Here is a 17,909-nt window from a genome sequence, read left to right as displayed (position 1 = left end):
ATTCTCTATTAAATAAAAATAGTAACGCCACACGTCGTGGTGAAGATAGTGTTACGGCAGTGGTAGGTCCATGCGAGCTTTTTCAAAACTGGTTCACGATGTCAGTCAACTGAATGACTTTTTAGTCACTTTTCCGACTTCCTCAGATAAACAATATTTAGTACAAATATTGTCGACGCAATCGCGCGAAATTACGACCACACTTGCAGACGCCGTTTTGTCGTCGCTGCCGAATGCTCATGTTATGGGGCATAGTACGCGTAATGTGATTCTGGAAGGGGAGATATTTACCTCTGGTTGCCTAGTGAGTGTGATTGAATTTGAGCAAGCCACGCTGACTTCTGCGGTACAAACATACTCTTACTCCCCTGATATTGATGGCGGGGAGCTCAAGCGCTCTCTTCTAATGCAGCATAATTCACAGGTGATCCTCAGCTTTGCTGTGCAAATTGAACGACGTGACTATCCCTTGTTTCAAACCTTCGCCAGTGAAGAAGTAGTGATTTCTGGAGGGTTGGCGCAGAGTATTGACGATGGCTGCTGGGTGCTATATCAAAACCGAGTTTACGATAACGCTGTGGTTGCCGTAGCTTTGCACAGTGATACTTTGAAGCTATGGACTGATGCGTATTCGGAATGGAACCCGATTGGCATGCCACACAAAGTCACTCATGCAAAAGGAACGCGCTTGTATTGTTTAGGTGAGAAGAAAGCGCTGGAAGTATACAAGCGTTACTTGGCGGATGGCCATGACGTGACGCTGAGTCAACTGCTCAGCTTTCCTTTGTATCGAGAAAGCTTAGGGCGAAAGGAAGTTTGTACGGTAACGGAGCTACACGCTGATGGCAGTATGAGCTTCGACAGGCCCTGGTGTCTTGGTGACGAAGTGCAATTTTGCTATAACCATCCCTCGTTAACGCTCGAGCAAGTGCGGCATGGTGTGGTTGAGTTAGCCATGCACCAACCTGAAGTCGTGATGATTTTTAACTGCGCGTCACGGTTAGACTTTATTGACAGCAGCGACGAAGTCCAAGCATTCAAAGATATTGCGACGACGTTTGGTAGTTACTGTATGGGGGAGCTGCATGGTGGTATTGGTCAGCCCGAAATTCTTCATCACAGCCTGACGTATTTAGCGATGCGAGAGGGAGACGAAGTGCAAACATTGAACTTGCCTAAGTCGCCCGTTAGCTCCTCTATTTCACCGCTGTTTAGCTTGATTCGAAATGCGATCGGCGATCTCAACCATATGAACGCGCATATGGGATATCAACTCGATCGCCAAACGCGCAAGTTACAAGAAAGCTATCGACGCGACAGTCGCACGGGATTACAAAACCGGGTCGCATTGCAAGAGCGGCTGAGTAACATCGATTTGGATGAGCATTTGTTGACTCTAAAGCTACTTAACTTTAGTCATATCAACGAAAAATACGGCTACCGAGTGGGAGATCAATTACTCAAAGATCTCTCAATGCACTTTACGAATCGATTACGAAAGCGTTTTGGCATGCCAACGGCTTTGCAGCTTTATAGTATTGGGGTTGGTGAGTGGGCATTCATATTTAAAGCTGACCAAAGCAGCGAAACCATCAAACAGCACTTTACGCGTTTTGCTGACGCGGTAGAACAAACTAATTTTGAGCCAATAGGCCTACGTGAAATAGATTATCTTTCTATCTCGCTATGCGGCGGCTTAGTGAGTCGCCGAGATTTTCCATCCGCTTCAGTGGATGAGCTCTTACTCAAAGGCATCGAAGCGAGACGCTCCGGTGTACGCAGTAATACTCATATCTGTAATGCGAAAGATATTGAAGTCAGTGAGGATGTGCGTAAAGAGCAACTTGGATGGCTAAGTTGCGTCAGTAGAGCCATTCTCAAACAGAACATCATCACTTATAGCCAACCCATTGTGCATGCTGGTAGCCACAAATTGGCAAGCCAAGAATGTTTGGTTCGTATTCTGGAAGCCGATGGAACGGTGATTGCGCCAGGGCGTTTTCTGCCAATTATCTCTGATACGCATCTTTACACTCGACTAAGTCGGCACATGATTCATTCTACGTTGCATTACATGCGAGATAAGCAAGGTGACTTTTCTATAAACTTATCGCCGCAAGATTTGCTCAGTGATAAAACTTTAATACTTTTAGAGCATGAAATTAGCCAGCTAAATGACCCAAGGCGAATTGGTTTAGAAGTGCTGGAATCTGAGCAGATCAAAGACTATGGCCGAATGATAGAAGTGTGCAGTCATTTTAGAAGCTTAGGGGCGCGTATCATTGTTGATGACTTTGGGTCCGGCTATTCGAATATCGATGAAATCCTAAAGTTGGAGCCAGAAGTCATAAAGCTCGATGGCAGCTTGATTCGTGATATTGATAAAGACTTAAAACAGCGCAAGATCGCTTCCCAGTTGGTGCGTTTGTGCCAGGTGTTTAACGCGGAGACGGTGGCGGAGTTCGTCCACAATCAGGAGGTGTGTACCATTGCACAAGACATGGGGGTGGACTATTTGCAGGGTTACTATCTTGGCAAGCCGACTCGACTGTTTTAATGATGTTTCACGTGAAACTTCTTGTCGTAAAAAACGCAGCGTAGGCTGCGTTTTTTGTTTGGTTCTTCTACTGAGCTTAATGGTTAACGCTTAAGAGCGTGTCCACTCTTTTCAGCTTGGAACAGAGCGAGGTAATGGGCAAAAAAGCGCTGCATTTGTTGTTGGTTGTTTTGTTCTCCAAGTTGCCCGAGCAAATGTGCAGCGACTTCAAACGTACACAAATTACCTTGTTGTTGGTTGCGTCGCAGCTGATATTGTGAGTCCGCCGACGCAGACAATCCCATAGTAGGGATACCTTCTAACCAACGGCTCTTATTTATCATCTTGCGCGCCTCTTGCCAGGTGGCATCTAAAATAATAAACAGCGGAGTTTTGGTTTGTTGCTGGCTTTGGAGTACCACATGTTCGAGTGTGATACTTTCTTCACAGGGGAAGAGCAACACCGGATACCGCGACGGATCAGCTAATAGAGTGAGCAATTCTGCTGGTGGCTGTTTGCGATCCCAGATTACTCGCTCAATGTTGAGTTGGCACTGCTCTAGTAGCTGGCCGGTATTAGTATCACGCTTCAGTTCATTCGGATGCATTAACAGCAGGATGTTGTGCTCACTGGTAAGTTTCGGCATTAGCGAGCACATACAATTGAATTGAAAACCGCAGGTTGGACACGGTTGTGACATTACAGACGAACTCCTTCGCGCACCGGGCTTATCCCATCAGAGAACAGACGCACACCACTGACTTGGTTCGGCGTTGCCGTTGGCGCCATGCTTGGGTTGAGTGGGTAGCTAACCCAGTGTATTGCATCACGTGTTGAGCCGCTTTAGCTCCGCCACCGCTGACATTAAAAATCAGATCTCGCCAACCATGAGAGGTTTGTTGGCCGAGCATAATCGGGCTTTGCACTAGTGTAATGCGGCTATTAAAGCGCCATTCCTTTTCGTGATGTTCAAATATCAGCAATGTACAGCCTCCGGAACCACACCAATCCAACTGTACCAATAGCTCTTCGTTACCATCGCTGTTGAGGTCGTAAGTTAGCCAACGGTATTGGTTATTGTTGGGGGTGGTTTGATGGATAAAGAAGTAGTTGCGCACCGCGGCATCTACTTTTGAATCAAACTCTGCACTAGAAGGGACGTCAGCACTACCGATGGGGTTGTTGGTGCGTTTTTCGGTTGGTTGCATGATGCCTTCATCACGAACGATTGCAGGATAAAGGACTAAACCACCATCGGCGATTGGGTATACTAAGTTACCGACTTTTTCTTTGGTCGCTTTGAGCTGATTGCCTTCTCGAGTAAACAGTCGTTCTGACATTAGCCTTTGCTGTTGATGATGCGTCATGACTACTTGAACCTGAGACGGACTTAACTGTTGCCAGTAACCACGCTCGATTAATGGTGCTTGTCCATTGGCGTAACGATATTTTGTTGTGGCGCTGTGGTCTGGGTTTAAGGTCATTTGTACTTCAAAGCCTTGTGATTGGGTTGAGGTCGCGACATAGGTATTAGCCCAGCCAAGCGTTGCATCGACGTTTGCAGCCATACCACAACCTTGATACGTCTCGCCATCATGTTTTAGTGTTGCTTTCCAGCCATACAAAGAATCGCTCATTGTGTCTGAGCAGAGGTTTTCTGTTAAGCGAAGCTCACCACCTTGCAGTTGATAAGTGCGCTGGCGAGGTTGAAGCTGACTGCTGTTAATCGCTAATTTTGTGGTTTGTTTGCCGATTTGCTGGAATGTTAGTCCATTAGCCTCAAAGCTTGCCGACCAAGAAGGCTCATTACCAAACACGCGAGTTGGTTTGTTTGGTTGCTGACAACGGTTTGGGTTTTCCGTTGTGAGGAAGTTCACTTGTTCCACGACAAAGTTAGCATCGAAATCAGCAGAAAACCCATCGATGCCCGGTGGGTTGAGGTGGCCGATAACTTCGCCATACATAGTCTGGTAAGGCTCGTTATTTAACTGAATTGCTTGTTGCATTTGCTGTGGTGATAGTTGCAACCAATATTGCTTGTCGCTGCCACAAGGCATGATGTATTGGCTCTCGTGACCGACGATCACTTTTCCGCGCAGCATAAAAGTTTGAGGTTGAATGGTTTCAGGCTTATCTAAGGTTGCTGGTGGAGAGGTTGGGTCAGCGGCACCAGATTGTGGCGACTGTGAACTACATGCTTGCAGAACCAGCAGGGTGGCAAGCGCCACTGGGTTTTTCAAAGCCTTCATGTTATATCTTCCTCATTATTGTTACTCAATCGGCATCGGATGGCATTATGGCATATTGGTTATTTAAAACTGAACCAGATACCTTTTCTATTGACACGCTTCGAACCCAAAAGGTTTCATGTTGGGAGGGAGTTCGTAATTATCAGGCGCGCAATATGATGCGTGACCAAGTGAAGGTGGGCGATTTAGTCCTGATTTACCACTCTTCTTGTAAACATGTTGGCGTGGCAGGTATTGCTAAAGTTGTGAGAGAAGCCTATCCCGATCATTTCCAATTCGATCCCGAAAGCGATTATTACGATCCAAAGTCAGACCCAGACAACCCGCGTTGGATTATGGTGGATGTCGAGTTTGTACGTAAAATGGCGCGAGTGATTCCGTTGTCGGTGATGAAAGCGATGCCAGAACTTGAGAACATGCCGTTGGTGAAACGTGGAAATCGCTTGTCGATTATGCCCGTGACAGAAGAAGAATGGGACGCGATTCTTGGCAAAGAGAAGCTGCCAAGTCAGCGATAAAAGAAAAGGGCTGCGAATGTGCAGCCCTTCATAATTTGGAGTATTGAAGCTTACAGCAAGTGTTCTTGTAGGTAGTGTGCAACCGCATCTTCCGCATTGCTGCCAATCACTTCATTATTTGGTAGAGCTTTCATCACTTTTTCGTGTGATGTACCCATAACTAGCCCTTTACCTGCCATCGACAGCATTTCTACGTCATTCATGCCATCACCAAATGCTACGCAGTTTTCTAACGTGAGGTCGAGTTTTTTCGCTACCGCTTCAAGAGCATGGCCTTTAGACACGCCAGCGCTCATTACTTCCAAACACCAAGGCGTTGAAAATGCGATGTTCAGCTTATCACCAAACTGCTCACGTAGTTTGTTTTCAAATACGACCAAACGTTCGTGGTCTTCTCCTGGATGCGTGAAGAAAACTTTCGCAATACCGTCAGTTGGGGCGTGGTCTTCATCAAATAAGACGTAAGTGAATTCATCGTGGAAGTCACGTAACGTTTCATCATCCTTGTTCATCAACCAGCTATCATTTTGATACATGTGAATAAGTATTTCTTGATCATGTTTGATCGTGTCGATCACGCCTTGTACCAGTTCCGCAGGGACATTCTCGCTGTACATTAGCTGATCTTCCTGGTCATGCACTCGGGCACCATTCGACGTGATCATATAAGCTGGAATGCCAACTTGGCGACGGATGCTCGCAACGTCTACGTGGTGACGGCCGGTTGCAAAGACAAAGGTATAACCCTTTTCATGCAGCGCTTTTAGCGTCTCTTTTGAGTAAGCACTGAGCTGATGGTTTGGTGCGAGTAACGTGCCATCCAGATCAGAGGCAACGATTTTGGTGATCTCTTTGCAAGGTAGCGATGTGCTCATGAAGTCCTCGTAAACGGTTTGGATAGTGTGGAACAGGTGAATTGCAAACGGAGTACAGCAGACTGACTAGATCGTACTGCTCCGAATGCGGGGGAACTTGGGCCCGTAGCACTATGCGGTTAAACACTGTGTCAAAGTAGCCAAGTTCAAGCAGTGTACGCCAAAATGAGGATGAAAAAGAGGGTAAATCGATGTGTAGACATTTCCTCTTTAATCTTAGTCGTGAAATGGTCGCCTAGAGTTCTTATTGTGCTTGTTCGTTTGATGGCGATTTAGGGTCATTCATAAAGCGGAAAATCGCATCGAGCGCTTGATTACGATACTTGTCGGTCTCGAACAAGATTTCATGCTGTGCGCCTTCGATAGAAAGCAGCTCCGCGTGCGGGTTGGTTTTCCGCAATTTATCAATAAAACGCTTTTGCGCGAGGTTGCTAACAATCCGATCGTTTCCGGCTTGGATTAGGATTACTGGTATTTTGACTTGGCGAGTTAATAAAAAGCACTGCTTAGCGGCCATGAGCCCTTGCCAAACCCAGCGAGTGCTTGGCCCACCGACTTGCAGTTCCGGTTTTTCCGTATATAGGTTTCGGAACCATTGGTAGCGGCCGTAACTTTGGCTAAGTGGGTTATCTTCAAAGGGCTTAGGGAAGTAGGCCTGATGTCCTGGTGCATAGCGTGGCAAAGTCGATACCGCTGACATAATTTGTGTGACCGGAATCGCTATTGGTGAGAGGTACCATGGCAGGTTAATGCCAAACATGGGCGCACTTAGAATCAAACCAGTAAAAGGGTGTTCTGGGTGAGTTTGCAGGTAACGTGTGGCGATCGCGCCGCCCATAGAGTGCGCGATGATGAAGCATTGTTGATATTCGCTAAGGTCGTGTTTTTTTACGACGATGTCCATATCATCAATATAATCAGTAAAGTCATAGACGTGACCCATATCTGAGTCAGATAATAAACGATCTGATAAACCTTGTCCGCGGTGGTCAAAGGAATAGACATCGAAACCTTGGCGGTAGAGATCGTAAAACAGCTCTTGGTATTTCCAGGAAGACTCAATGCGTCCATTTACGATGAGCACGGCTTTTTTATGCTCTGGGTTGGTTAGCTTGCACCAGTAAATGTTCTTTTTCTCAGTCCCTTTAACAAAGCCCTCTTGGCGAGTTTGCCAAAGTGCTGCGATCGGACCACCAATTGCTTGCTCAAATAATGTCTCTTGAGTATAAGTCAAAGGTGAATGGTTAGTCGCCATTAGTTGATTACCTGAAGATACGTTGTTTACGCGATGTATCATCGAAGAATTAGTGAGGAAATGCAATGGATACCCATGTCTGGTTAGCTTATGTAGTAACAGCAATCGTTTTTAGTTTGGCTCCGGGTTCTGGCACGGTGAACTCAATCAGTAATGGTTTGAGTTACGGTACCCGTAAATCACTGGGTGCCATTATTGGCTTACAAATTGGTTTAGTTATCCACATCGCGCTGGTGGGGGCGGGTATTGGTGCGCTTGTCGCGCAGTCAGCAACCGCATTTTCTGTCATTAAATGGGTTGGTGCCGCTTATCTGGTTTGGTTGGGGATTCAGAAATGGCGCGATACATCAAGCTTAGTCGCAGCTGAAAACCACAACGAGATGTCAGGCACGGCGCTGTTGTACAAGGCAGTGTTAATTAACCTCACCAACCCTAAATCGATTGTTTTTCTGGTGGCGTTGTTCCCGCAGTTTATTGACCCGGCAAAAGACCAAATCACGCAACTGTTGGTGCTTGGCGTCACTACGGTCGTGATTGATGCGTGTGTAATGTTGGGTTACACGAGCTTGGCAGCACAAATGGGACGCTTTATTCGCTCCGATAAAATCATGGGAAAAATAAACAAAGTATTCGGTTCAATGTTCATGGGTTGTGGTGCATTATTAGCAGCTGCAAAGTCATAAGCCATTTATAGGTCCTTCTTTAGCATGAATACAACGTATGTCGCTCGCCAGCCGATCTTTAACCGAAAAAGACAGACGCTGGGTTATGAATTGTTGTTTCGAGACGGGGAGAGTAACGCATACCCTTCACATATTGATTCAAATCGAGCGACATACCGACTGATCGTCGAAAACTTCCTATCACTGGGTACTAACCCAGTGATTGCCTCTTCAAGATGCTTTATTAACTTTCCTCATCAAAGCTTGGTGCGACGTTTGCCGCGCAGTTTGCCGAAAAACAAAATTGTCATCGAAGTGTTGGAAACGTGCCAACCTACGGATGAGCTTCTTGATGCGATTCGTGAGTTTTATCGAGAAGGTTACTTGATCGCTTTGGATGACTTCACCCTAACACCAGAATGGCGTCGTTTTTTGCCATATGTGCATATTGTGAAGCTCGACATTATGGCGATGGGGCTCGAAAAGGCCTGTGAACTGGTCAAAACACACCTTGCCAAACGCGTCAAATACCACTTTTTAGCAGAACGTGTTGAAACCGCAGAAGAGTTTGAGCAAGCGAAAGCGGCTGGCTTTAAATTTTTCCAAGGTTATTTTTTTAGCAAGCCACTCGTCTCGCAGACTAAATACGTCAGTCCTGAGCAAGTGTTGGCATTGCAACTGTTTCGTGAAGTTTGTGCTCCTGAGCCTGACTTTACTCGTATCGAGTCCATCATTACGCAAGATGTCGCGTTGTCATATAAATTATTGCGTTTTGTAAATACGCAAGCGCCGAATTTGGCTGTCGAAATCAGCTCTTTTCGTCAGGCATTGATTTATCTTGGCCAGGATAACCTTAAGCAGTTTGTCTCTTTGGTTGTGGCATCGTATATCTCCAGTAACAAGCCTCGAGAGCTGTATCACCTTTCATTGCAACGAGCTCAATTTTGCCAATTGATGTCGCGCTATCAGCCATTCTCTCACCTCAACGAGCAAGGTTTCATGGTTGGTTTGCTGTCGATTCTAGATGCGCTGCTGGATCTTTCGGTGGAATCTTTAGTTAGGCAGTTACCGCTTAGTCATTCAGTACAACAAGCGCTATTACATCGCAAAGGGGTTTATGGTGCACTTATTTCCCTCGAAGAGTGCTACGAGCGTGCCGATTGGTCAGGGGTTGAAAAAATCACGATGCAATTGGGGTTGCCTTTAGAGGAAGTGAAGCTCTCCTTAGGTGAAGCGGCTCGCTGGAGTCAAAGCATCGCGACTGCATAATTTCTTGTCTTATCTTTTATCTCTTTGAATCTCTCTCTTTACAATCAAGCTGTTCGTTAGATGTGAAACTTTTATGACGATGGACGGTTTCCTCTTGACGATATATCTTAATTAAATAAACATATACGCATATCCATATATAGGTATGTTCATTATGCTTCCACATCAGTTTTTTAAGCTGTTATCCGATGAAACACGCGTACGTTGTTTAATGCTCGTGGCCCGTGAAGGTGAAACTTGCGTTGGCGATTTGGCGTTTGCTCTACAAGAGAGCCAGCCGAAAGTTTCTCGTCATCTTGCTCAGTTACGATCCAGTGGCATCTTGGTGGATAAACGCCAAGGGCAATGGGTGTATTACGAGTTATCACAGCAATTACCAGGTTGGATGCGAAAGTTAATTGAAGACTTAGTGGCATCAAACTGTTTGAAGCAGGAATACCAAGACGACATCACTCGCTTACACGATAAAAGTCGTGAGGCTTGCTGTTAACAGCGAATAGAGATTCAAGGTAGAAGATTAGAGGGTAAAACTATGACAATTAAAGTAGGAATTAATGGCTTTGGCCGAATTGGTCGCTTAGCGCTGCGAGCGGCATTTGATTGGCCAGAATTGGAGTTTGTGTTAATCAACGATGTCGCAGGTGACGCCGCTACGCTTGGTCACTTATTAGAATTCGATTCAGTGCAAGGTCGTTGGCATCATGGAGTTCAGGTCGAAGGCAGTGAGCTCGTCATCAACGGCAAGCGTGTCGCCACGACTCAACAACGCGATATCGATGCGGTGAACTGGTCTGATTGTGATGTTGTGATTGAAGCGACAGGCGTACATCGCAAAACATCATTCCTAAACAAATACCTAGAGCAAGGCGTGAAACGTGTCGTGGTAAGCGCACCTGTGAAAGAAGAAGGTATTGCGAACATTGTGGTGGGCGTGAACGACCATATTTTCGACCCTGAAAAACATCGTATCGTGACAGCAGCTTCGTGTACGACTAACTGTATCGCACCTGTGGTTAAAGTCATTCATGAGAAATTGGGTATCGAACAATCTTCTTTTACGACCATTCACGACCTGACGAATACGCAAACTATTTTGGATGCGCCACACAAAGATCTACGCCGTGCAAGAGCATGCGGCATGAGCCTTATCCCAACCACGACGGGTAGCGCGAAGGCAATTGTCGAAATTTTCCCAGAATTAAAAGACAAAATTAATGGTCATGCGGTTCGCGTACCTCTAGCAAACGCATCGTTAACAGACATCATTTTTGATGTGAAGCGTGATACCACAGCAGAAGAAGTGAATGTACTGTTAAAAGAAGCATCTGAAGGTGATTTGAAAGGCATCCTTGGCTTCGAAGAGCGTCCTTTAGTTTCTATCGATTATAAAGGCGACCAACGTTCAACCATCGTTGATGCGCAATCAACCATGGTTGTGGGTTCTCGTATGGTTAAGATTTACGCTTGGTACGATAACGAAATGGGTTATGCAACGCGCACAGCAGAGCTGGTTCGTAACGTTGGTTTGGCTTAAAAGGGGGTCACAATGTCTCATCCTACATGGCAATTAGATTTGGACTCCGGTGCTTTAATCTTAACACCGTGCCCAGGAACGAAAGGCGTTGATTTGCACGCGTCGTTAGAACATTTGAAAGAGCAGGGTGTTCAAGCGGTCGTTACTGCATTAGATGATAGTGAATTAGCTGCGAAGAATGTCTCTGCATTGGGTGAAGCCACTCAGCAACTGGGTATGAAATGGTTCCAGATCGAGATTGAAGACGACTGCGCACCAAATGAAGAATTTGCGACGAAGTGGCAACAAGCCAGTCCGGAACTGCACGCGATTCTTGCTCAAGGTGGCAAAATTGCGATGCATTGCATGGGTGGTTCGGGGCGCACAGGTTTGTTCGCTGCTCACCTACTCCTAGAAAAGGAATGGCAGTTAGAAGATATCGTGCGAGAAGTGCAGGCATTGCGCCCTGGTGCATTTACAAAACCTGTGCAAGTTGAGTACATCGAACGCGTGGCTCAAGACGCTTGATCAGCTTAAATAGCTTTTGGTTCATCATGATCCAAAAGCTAAATTCAAGCTTCTTCAGGATACGACTGTTTACAAAAAATGCCATTAATATTAACTAATGCATTGTTTTTAAGGTGTATTTTTCTTTTCATTGATGTTGGGGCATTTTTTTGAAAATCACAGCAACATTGTATTGGTCAATGTTGCTGTACAGGTTAGGAAGTATTTAGAACATGATGATCTAAATGCTTCTATCGCTGTACATATGAGGTCAATATGATTTCTCAATTAAGCAAAAGTATTCGTCAGTACATGTTAGTGACGTTTAACTATTGGAACTTTACGGTGACCGATGGCGCACTGCGTATGCTAGTGGTGCTCTATTTTCATGATTTAGGTTATTCCACGTTAGCTATTGCCTCACTGTTCCTTTTCTATGAATTTTTTGGTGTGGTGACAAACCTAGTTGGTGGTTGGTTGGGCGCAAGGTTAGGCCTAAATAAAACCATGAACATTGGTTTAGCGATGCAAGTGTTTGCGTTGCTGATGCTCGCAGTACCAAATGCATGGCTGACCATTCCTTGGGTGATGGCAGCGCAAGCTCTGTCGGGGATTGCCAAAGATCTGAACAAAATGAGTGCTAAGAGCGCGATTAAAACGCTAGTACCAGACGAACAGCAAGGTGCGCTCTACAAATGGGTAGCGATTTTGACTGGCTCGAAGAATGCACTCAAAGGAGCGGGCTTTTTTGTTGGTGGCTTGCTGCTGTCTTGGGTGGGTTTTCAAAACTCGATGTTTATTATGGCGGGTGTACTTACATTAGTGTTTGTTTGCAGCATGATCTGGCTAGAAGCGGACATGGGTAAAGCAAAGAGTAAACCTAAGTTTCGCCAAATATTCTCCAAGTCTGAATCGATAAACATTTTATCCGCAGCACGCATGTTCTTGTTTGGTGCTCGTGATGTGTGGTTTGTCGTTGCTCTGCCTATTTATCTTGGTAGCGTGTTTGGCTGGGATCACTTGTGGGTTGGTAGCTTTCTCGCAGCGTGGGTCATTGCTTATGGGTTTGTGCAAGGCTTTGCGCCGCGTATTACTGGCAAAGCGCAAGGTCGTGTGCCTGATGGTAGTGCAGCATTGGTGTGGGCAGGAATCCTAGCGTTAATTACGGCTGGTATTGCTTATGGTGTGCAAATCGGTTGGCAGCCTGAATTGGTGATTGTGGTAGGTTTGATGATTTTTGGCGCTGTGTTTGCCATTAACTCTTCGCTGCACTCGTACTTGATAGTGAGCTACGCTAAAGGCGATGGCGTCTCGTTGGATGTCGGTTTTTACTACATGGCCAATGCGATGGGACGTTTGATTGGCACGGTATTATCGGGTTGGATCTACCAAGAGGCTGGTCTTGCAGCGTGCTTATGGGTTTCTTTTGCTTTCTTGGCACTGACGACGCTGATTTCAATTAAGTTGCCAAAAGCTAATGTTGCTACTGCGTAACTACCCCCAGTATCGCTATCTGTAGATGGTATAAATGGCTCCAAATCGGAGCCATTTTTGTTTCTTATGCGCCGTTTGCTGTAATCAGATTGTGTCGGTTTGGCATCGAGAGTGAATACTGATGCTTGGTTTTTGGTTCTCGTTAAGTGATTAGAGTGGTGATGAAATCCCCGTTGTAGGTCATTGTTGAGTTAAAAATAAGCAAAAACAGATTGTTAACCATTTCACTGGTTGAGATTTACCCTATGCTATAAACGATAAGCGACTCAAAGTAGGGAAAGGTATGAGAGAAAGGGTTCTGTTTTTTGATTTATTGCGCTGCTTCGCAGCGGTAGCAGTGATCGCCATTCACGTCTTGGCACCGTATCGAAATGAGTTAGGAGTGATTCCATTTGACCAATGGCTGACAGCGGTAGGCGTGAATAGCGTAACCCGCTGGGCAGTGCCAGTTTTTATTTTGATCACCGGAGCGCTAATGCTCAGTGACACTCGACCATTTGACGGTAAGTATTATATCAAAAGGCGTTTGGGCAAAGTTTTAGTTCCATTTCTTATTTGGTCGATGTTTTATGCATACCTTTCAGGTTGGACTTCTCAAGGCTTTAATTTTGAAACCGTAAAAGAGGTATTAAGCAATAGCCCATTCCACGCAACGTATTACCATCTCGGCTTTTTCTATTACTTTATACCACTGTATTTTGTGATTCCGCTGTTTCAATGGATGGTACGCAACGTGGATGACAACGTCTTGTATACCTATCTCGCATTTTGGCTTTTCACCAGCACACTGTTCTTGTTCAAGATTGATGGCCCTTGGAGTAATCAGATGTGGCTTTATATGGGTTACCTTCCACTGGGGTATGTTTTATTTCAAAAGGTACCTTTGAATCGCTCTATGGTGACCTTATTTGTTGGGCTAGGACTCGTGGCGTTGGCAGTGACCTTTACGATGGTTGTGACAAATAGCTTAGAGGCGGAGAAGTATACGGTTGGGCGCTGGCTCTCTTATAAAACACTGAATGTGATTCTAGCGGCTTCGATGATTTTTATGATCGGGCGTTACTTTGGTGAAGGCTTATCACCAAAAGTACAAAAAGTGGTAAGTGTGATCAGTCAGCACAGCTTGGGGATTTACTTACTTCACCCTATTTTCTTATGGCCGATGAAAGAGTTCGGTTGGTACACAGGACATCCTGCGTGGGTGATTCCAGTCTGGATCGTTCTAAGTGGAGCTGGAGCCTTGGCGATGAGCTATCTCTTTTCTCGTTCTGCCAAGACTCGTTGGTTACTGCCTTAACGTTTGATAGCGAAGTGAAGGAACTTGTTGCCGCGATAGGTCAGTGTTCCCTTATCTCCAGGGTTGAGTGCATGGTAGTAATGCACTCCAATTTGGAATTCACGCTTTGGACCGATAGAACCACGTTGAACGTAAATCCAATACTCTTTATCGTCTTGACCTGGTGGTGCGTTTGGTATGTCTAGCGCTTGTTTATCTAAAACCGTTACCTGCGCGCTTTGCTCTGGAGCGTCTTCGCCCACATAGTGCTTACTATAAAAACGGAAAAACACCCACGCGCCCAAGGCAATAAGGGCGAATAGGGCGACAATAAGTGAGATTGGCATATTAACCTCCAATGTTTTATCGGGTCCCATTCTACAGAACTCGCTGACGAAACGATGAGTTGAGGTAGCTTATTCATAATCTAATGAAAGGGATATGGAGATTATTCGGCGCACTTCACGATTTATCTTAATGATGCACGATGAAATCGTCGCTTCATCTGCAAGCGAAGTCACTAAAGCTGAACGAAGCGGCTTTCACTTGTTAGGCTATATGAGCTCAAGGGCACAAATTGAAAGTAAAATTGCACTTAACGGCTCGAAAAAGCTCTAAATTTATAGAAGAATAAAAATAATGAACATAGGAAGGGTCTGGTAAGGAGGGTTACGATGTCAGATATTGAAAAAGTAGTCATGCGTACCCGAACGATCGAAAAACTTTTGCGTACTCAGTACCATGCAGAAGGGAAAGGGTTGCACCAACTTATTAATAGTTGTGAAGAACGTTTACCGCATGACGTGATAGCAAAGCTTCGATTCATCGCAACCGTGCGTAACAAAGTGGTGCACGAAGACGATTACAAGCTGGATGATCGTAAAGGCTTTATGGCGGCATGTGATGCTTGTGAAAAAGAGCTGACACCAAGAAGCTCTCGCTTTATTTGGCGTACAGCAATTTTGCTAATGACGTTGATTACGCTGGCCGCTCTTGGTTTCTACTATATGCACTGGGATATTTTGTCTAAGCACATTCAGTAGAGCTATACAGATAAATAAAAAAGGACGCATTTGCGTCCTTTTTTATTTTAAATCATTGGGTTAGTACATCATTGGCAGTGTCATTAAACCCACAACCACTGCAATCATAACCAGCCCTTGTTTTTGAGAAGATGAAATCATAACACTACCCCTTAATCTTTGATGAACTCGATGAATTTAATATAGCACTGTTTTTGGGGTTTGATCAACATATGCTCGTTAATCTTTTCAAAAATCACACTTAACTTGTCTGGTTTTACGTGATTCTGACTAATGAAACTATGTTTTTTGTGCTGTATTTAAAGTGTTCACATTGTTTTGTTTCTATCCTTTTTTGTTTTAAGTATATGATTTTATAATGTTAAATGGTTTGTGATGTTGGCTTTGTAATTGTTTTTTGTTTCGAATGGTATGTTGGGTGTTTATTTTGTCTGTATTTCTCAAAAATTGAGAAAATTAAAAAATGTGCTATGAGGTTGCATCGTCAAATCGAAAGCATGGAGTGAGATTTTCTTACCTTATGAGAAAATATGGGCTTCAAAAGTGTTTAGTGATTTTATGGTTTATGAAGTCCGCACTTTTATCTGTTATTGAAATTATGGTTTTATTTATCATTGACTTACTTTTCTTGTCTGATGTTTTTTTTACTGAATTAAGGTCGGTTTTCTTAGTTTTTACCCCTAGTCATCAGTGGTTTCTCCTCTCTTAGAGCGCTACTAAGACTATTTTCTATTTTGTGTCTGTTATTTATTCTTGTTGCCTGCATTACATACATCCTGGTGGTTTAATCGTCAGTTTGTGAAATGGCGGCTTACCTGGAGCACTTATCTGTTTTTCAGTTAAATAGTTTTAGAAAGCGTTGGTTATTGTGTCGTGTGATTTGATGGGTTCGGCTGATGAGCAAAGCTTGGCCCCAATGTTTAGTGGCATCATTCAGGCTCATCGGCTTTATTATTACGTAGGCTGAGGGTTACAAAATGTTTCGAATCGCTAGCGAGATCCAACTTTCGTAGATTGTGTCTTTACATCAAAACTGGTCTACCTAGACTAGCGGCGAGTTTAAGTAAAAGGTGTATACTGCATGTGGAGTTGGCTGGCGATAGGGCTATCAGGTGTGTATTCCGTGTTGGGAGCAAAGCAAGCTAACCCGACACAATCCCTCGTGTTTAAAATCTTTACTCTGCTACTTCTTCTTGTGTTGGTGTTAACTCAAGGTGCATCCGCAACATATACCTACTGGATTGCGGGTGGGCTTATTGTGTCTATGGTGGCAGATACGCTGCACTCGTTTAAAACTCGTAAGCTAATCTATTTTACGGCTTATCTGGTTGCCCAGGTATGCTACAGCAAGTCATTTTGGGTGCAGCTTAATGGTGAGATTGTCTGGTGGCTGTTGGCCCTGCTGCTTGCAGCGAGTATCGTGGCGTTCTTTTTGTTGCTACCTCAACTCGACTCTCTGGTATTCCCTGTTGTGATCATGGGGATGATGCTGGTTCAACTTGCTTGGGCAGCCGGTGAAGTTTGGTTACAAGTGCCGAGTTACGCCAATGCTATCGGCTTTAGCGGAACCTTAGTTCTCATCTATTCGGCGCTGGCATACGCGATACACGGTTATCGAAAACCGATGAAACACGCCTATTTGTGGGTGAGTGGCAGTTACTTTTTTGCTCATGCCCTCATTGTTGCCTCAATCATTTACTAATTTAAGTCAAAGCAGCTCTTGAGGATTTCAGTAAACTGAACGCATTGTTCTTAATAACTGGAGTCAATAATGAGTGAAATCCATGCTCACGAGCTGCTAAACCTACTTAGAGAAACACCAATGGATCGCGAAGCCCTCACACAGCACTTTGGTGCTAGCGTTCGCTTTCACACCTGTAAACTGAATGATCTAGACTTAGATGCATTACTAGCATTTTTGCTCAAGCGCGACAAAATTCGTGAGCTTGAAGGTAAGTTTGTGGTCAATATGGCGCGAGTTTGCAATCACTAAACGGCGGCTAAGATCGAGGGTGACTATGGTGTTTTCACCCTCAGTCATATACTCATGTTGTCAGTTTGCTATACACTGGCCGCCATTTTTTAGGTGAGGCCAGAATATGGACATTCTTTCTGCAGCGACCATGCTGTTTCTAATCATGGACCCTCTCGGTAACTTGCCGATTGTGTTGTCTATTCTCAAACATATCGATCCCAAGCGTCGTCGTAAGGTATTGATTCGTGAACTACTGTTTGCCTTACTGATTTTGATGTTGTTTCTGTTTGCAGGACAAAGCATCTTAAGTTTTTTGCATGTCCAGCCAGAAACGCTCAGCATTTCAGGTGGCATTATTCTCTTCATTATTGCGATTAAGATGATTTTCCCGAGTGCTGGCAGCATCACTGGACTGGCAGCAGGCGAGGAGCCCTTTATTGTTCCGATGGCCATTCCTATGATCGCGGGCCCTTCAGTGATTGCAGCCTTGCTTTTACTGTCTTCGCAACATCCAGAGAAAATGTTGGAAATGTCAGCATCAGTCGTAATTGCGTGGGGCGCAACATTTTTTATACTGATGTTTTATGGCTTCTTTAATCGCTTGTTGGGTGAACGTGGCTTGAAGGCGGTAGAACGCTTAATGGGCTTGTTACTGGTGATGATCTCCACTCAAATGTTCTTGGATGGTGTAAAAAGTTACATTGGGTGACGAACGAAACGCAGAAAAAAAGCCGCT

Annotated in this window: 17 protein-coding genes and 1 pseudogene; 13 read left to right on the top strand and 5 right to left on the bottom strand. The window is 44.8% G+C overall.

The window, feature by feature from the left end; genetic code table 11:
* Nucleotides 1-70 precede the first annotated feature (70 nt).
* A complete protein-coding gene (locus R7Z10_RS21960) occupies nucleotides 71-2,557 on the top strand; it encodes an EAL domain-containing protein (protein ID WP_213906367.1) in 2,487 nt (828 codons plus the stop codon).
* An 83-nt stretch (nucleotides 2,558-2,640) separates the two neighbouring features.
* Here R7Z10_RS21960 and R7Z10_RS21955 read toward each other — a convergent pair whose 3' ends face one another.
* Entirely contained in the window at nucleotides 2,641-3,237 is a 597-nt protein-coding gene (locus R7Z10_RS21955) for a tRNA-uridine aminocarboxypropyltransferase (RefSeq protein WP_042523926.1), read from the bottom strand.
* Nucleotides 3,237-4,786, bottom strand: a pseudogene (locus R7Z10_RS21950) (COG3650 family protein). Before R7Z10_RS21950 ends, R7Z10_RS21955 begins: the two are co-directional and overlap by 1 nt.
* A gap of 47 nt (nucleotides 4,787-4,833) precedes the next feature.
* Between R7Z10_RS21950 and R7Z10_RS21945 the strand changes: the two are divergent.
* Nucleotides 4,834-5,304 (top strand): EVE domain-containing protein, encoded by a 471-nt coding sequence (locus R7Z10_RS21945; RefSeq protein WP_182039479.1) that lies wholly within the window; start codon nucleotides 4,834-4,836, stop codon nucleotides 5,302-5,304.
* A 50-nt stretch (nucleotides 5,305-5,354) separates the two neighbouring features.
* Here the strand turns inward: R7Z10_RS21945 and R7Z10_RS21940 are convergent, their stop codons facing one another.
* Both R7Z10_RS21940 and R7Z10_RS21935 read right to left on the bottom strand, forming a co-directional pair.
* Entirely contained in the window at nucleotides 5,355-6,179 is an 825-nt protein-coding gene (locus tag R7Z10_RS21940; protein WP_017636084.1) for a Cof-type HAD-IIB family hydrolase, read from the bottom strand.
* A 244-nt stretch (nucleotides 6,180-6,423) separates the two neighbouring features.
* On the bottom strand, nucleotides 6,424-7,434 hold the full coding sequence (locus R7Z10_RS21935) for an alpha/beta fold hydrolase (RefSeq protein WP_005378733.1): 1,011 nt from the start codon (nucleotides 7,432-7,434) through the stop codon (nucleotides 6,424-6,426).
* Nucleotides 7,435-7,499: 65 nt separating this feature from the next.
* On the opposite strand from R7Z10_RS21935, the gene rhtB reads away from it, so the two are divergent.
* The 7 genes from rhtB (at nucleotide 7,500) to R7Z10_RS21900 (ending at nucleotide 14,176) form a co-directional block, all read left to right on the top strand.
* Complete coding sequence (gene rhtB / locus R7Z10_RS21930; protein ID WP_005378732.1) at nucleotides 7,500-8,117, top strand: homoserine/homoserine lactone efflux protein; 618 nt, start codon at nucleotides 7,500-7,502, stop codon at nucleotides 8,115-8,117.
* Nucleotides 8,118-8,141: 24 nt separating this feature from the next.
* Entirely contained in the window at nucleotides 8,142-9,365 is a 1,224-nt protein-coding gene (locus R7Z10_RS21925) for an EAL and HDOD domain-containing protein (protein WP_005378731.1), read from the top strand.
* A 154-nt stretch (nucleotides 9,366-9,519) separates the two neighbouring features.
* Nucleotides 9,520-9,855 carry a metalloregulator ArsR/SmtB family transcription factor gene (locus R7Z10_RS21920; RefSeq protein ID WP_005378730.1) on the top strand — a complete coding sequence of 112 codons (336 nt, stop codon included), beginning with the start codon at nucleotides 9,520-9,522 and terminating at the stop codon, nucleotides 9,853-9,855.
* A gap of 42 nt (nucleotides 9,856-9,897) precedes the next feature.
* Entirely contained in the window at nucleotides 9,898-10,899 is a 1,002-nt protein-coding gene (locus R7Z10_RS21915; protein WP_005378729.1) for an ArsJ-associated glyceraldehyde-3-phosphate dehydrogenase, read from the top strand.
* A 12-nt stretch (nucleotides 10,900-10,911) separates the two neighbouring features.
* Nucleotides 10,912-11,406: a cyclin-dependent kinase inhibitor 3 family protein gene (locus R7Z10_RS21910; protein WP_005378726.1), complete on the top strand. Its 495-nt coding sequence runs from the start codon at nucleotides 10,912-10,914 to the stop codon at nucleotides 11,404-11,406.
* Between the two features lie 255 nt (nucleotides 11,407-11,661).
* Nucleotides 11,662-12,879, top strand: a complete 1,218-nt coding sequence (gene arsJ, locus R7Z10_RS21905; protein WP_005378722.1) for an organoarsenical effux MFS transporter ArsJ — start codon at nucleotides 11,662-11,664, stop codon at nucleotides 12,877-12,879.
* A 283-nt stretch (nucleotides 12,880-13,162) separates the two neighbouring features.
* Nucleotides 13,163-14,176, top strand: a complete 1,014-nt coding sequence (locus tag R7Z10_RS21900; protein ID WP_213886922.1) for an acyltransferase — start codon at nucleotides 13,163-13,165, stop codon at nucleotides 14,174-14,176.
* Here the strand turns inward: R7Z10_RS21900 and R7Z10_RS21895 are convergent.
* Nucleotides 14,173-14,502: a DUF2500 domain-containing protein gene (locus R7Z10_RS21895; RefSeq protein ID WP_047103983.1), complete on the bottom strand. Its 330-nt coding sequence runs from the start codon at nucleotides 14,500-14,502 to the stop codon at nucleotides 14,173-14,175. The genes R7Z10_RS21900 and R7Z10_RS21895 overlap by 4 nt on opposite strands.
* A gap of 327 nt (nucleotides 14,503-14,829) precedes the next feature.
* On the opposite strand from R7Z10_RS21895, the gene R7Z10_RS21890 reads away from it, so the two are divergent.
* The 4 genes from R7Z10_RS21890 (at nucleotide 14,830) to R7Z10_RS21875 (ending at nucleotide 17,882) form a co-directional block, all read left to right on the top strand.
* Nucleotides 14,830-15,198 (top strand): hypothetical protein, encoded by a 369-nt coding sequence (locus R7Z10_RS21890; RefSeq protein WP_005378717.1) that lies wholly within the window; start codon nucleotides 14,830-14,832, stop codon nucleotides 15,196-15,198.
* A 1,081-nt stretch (nucleotides 15,199-16,279) separates the two neighbouring features.
* A complete protein-coding gene (locus R7Z10_RS21885; protein WP_005389670.1) occupies nucleotides 16,280-16,900 on the top strand; it encodes a lysoplasmalogenase in 621 nt (206 codons plus the stop codon).
* A gap of 69 nt (nucleotides 16,901-16,969) precedes the next feature.
* Nucleotides 16,970-17,191, top strand: a complete 222-nt coding sequence (locus R7Z10_RS21880) for a YecH family metal-binding protein (RefSeq protein ID WP_005378711.1) — start codon at nucleotides 16,970-16,972, stop codon at nucleotides 17,189-17,191.
* Nucleotides 17,192-17,297: 106 nt separating this feature from the next.
* On the top strand, nucleotides 17,298-17,882 hold the full coding sequence (locus tag R7Z10_RS21875) for a YhgN family NAAT transporter (protein ID WP_005389671.1): 585 nt from the start codon (nucleotides 17,298-17,300) through the stop codon (nucleotides 17,880-17,882).
* Nucleotides 17,883-17,909: the final 27 nt, after the last annotated feature.

The sequence above is a fragment of the Vibrio sp. Vb1018 genome (genome assembly GCF_033338775.1).
Lineage (GTDB): Bacteria > Pseudomonadota > Gammaproteobacteria > Enterobacterales > Vibrionaceae > Vibrio > Vibrio alginolyticus.
This window is presented reverse-complemented; position numbering and strand designations above follow the sequence as displayed.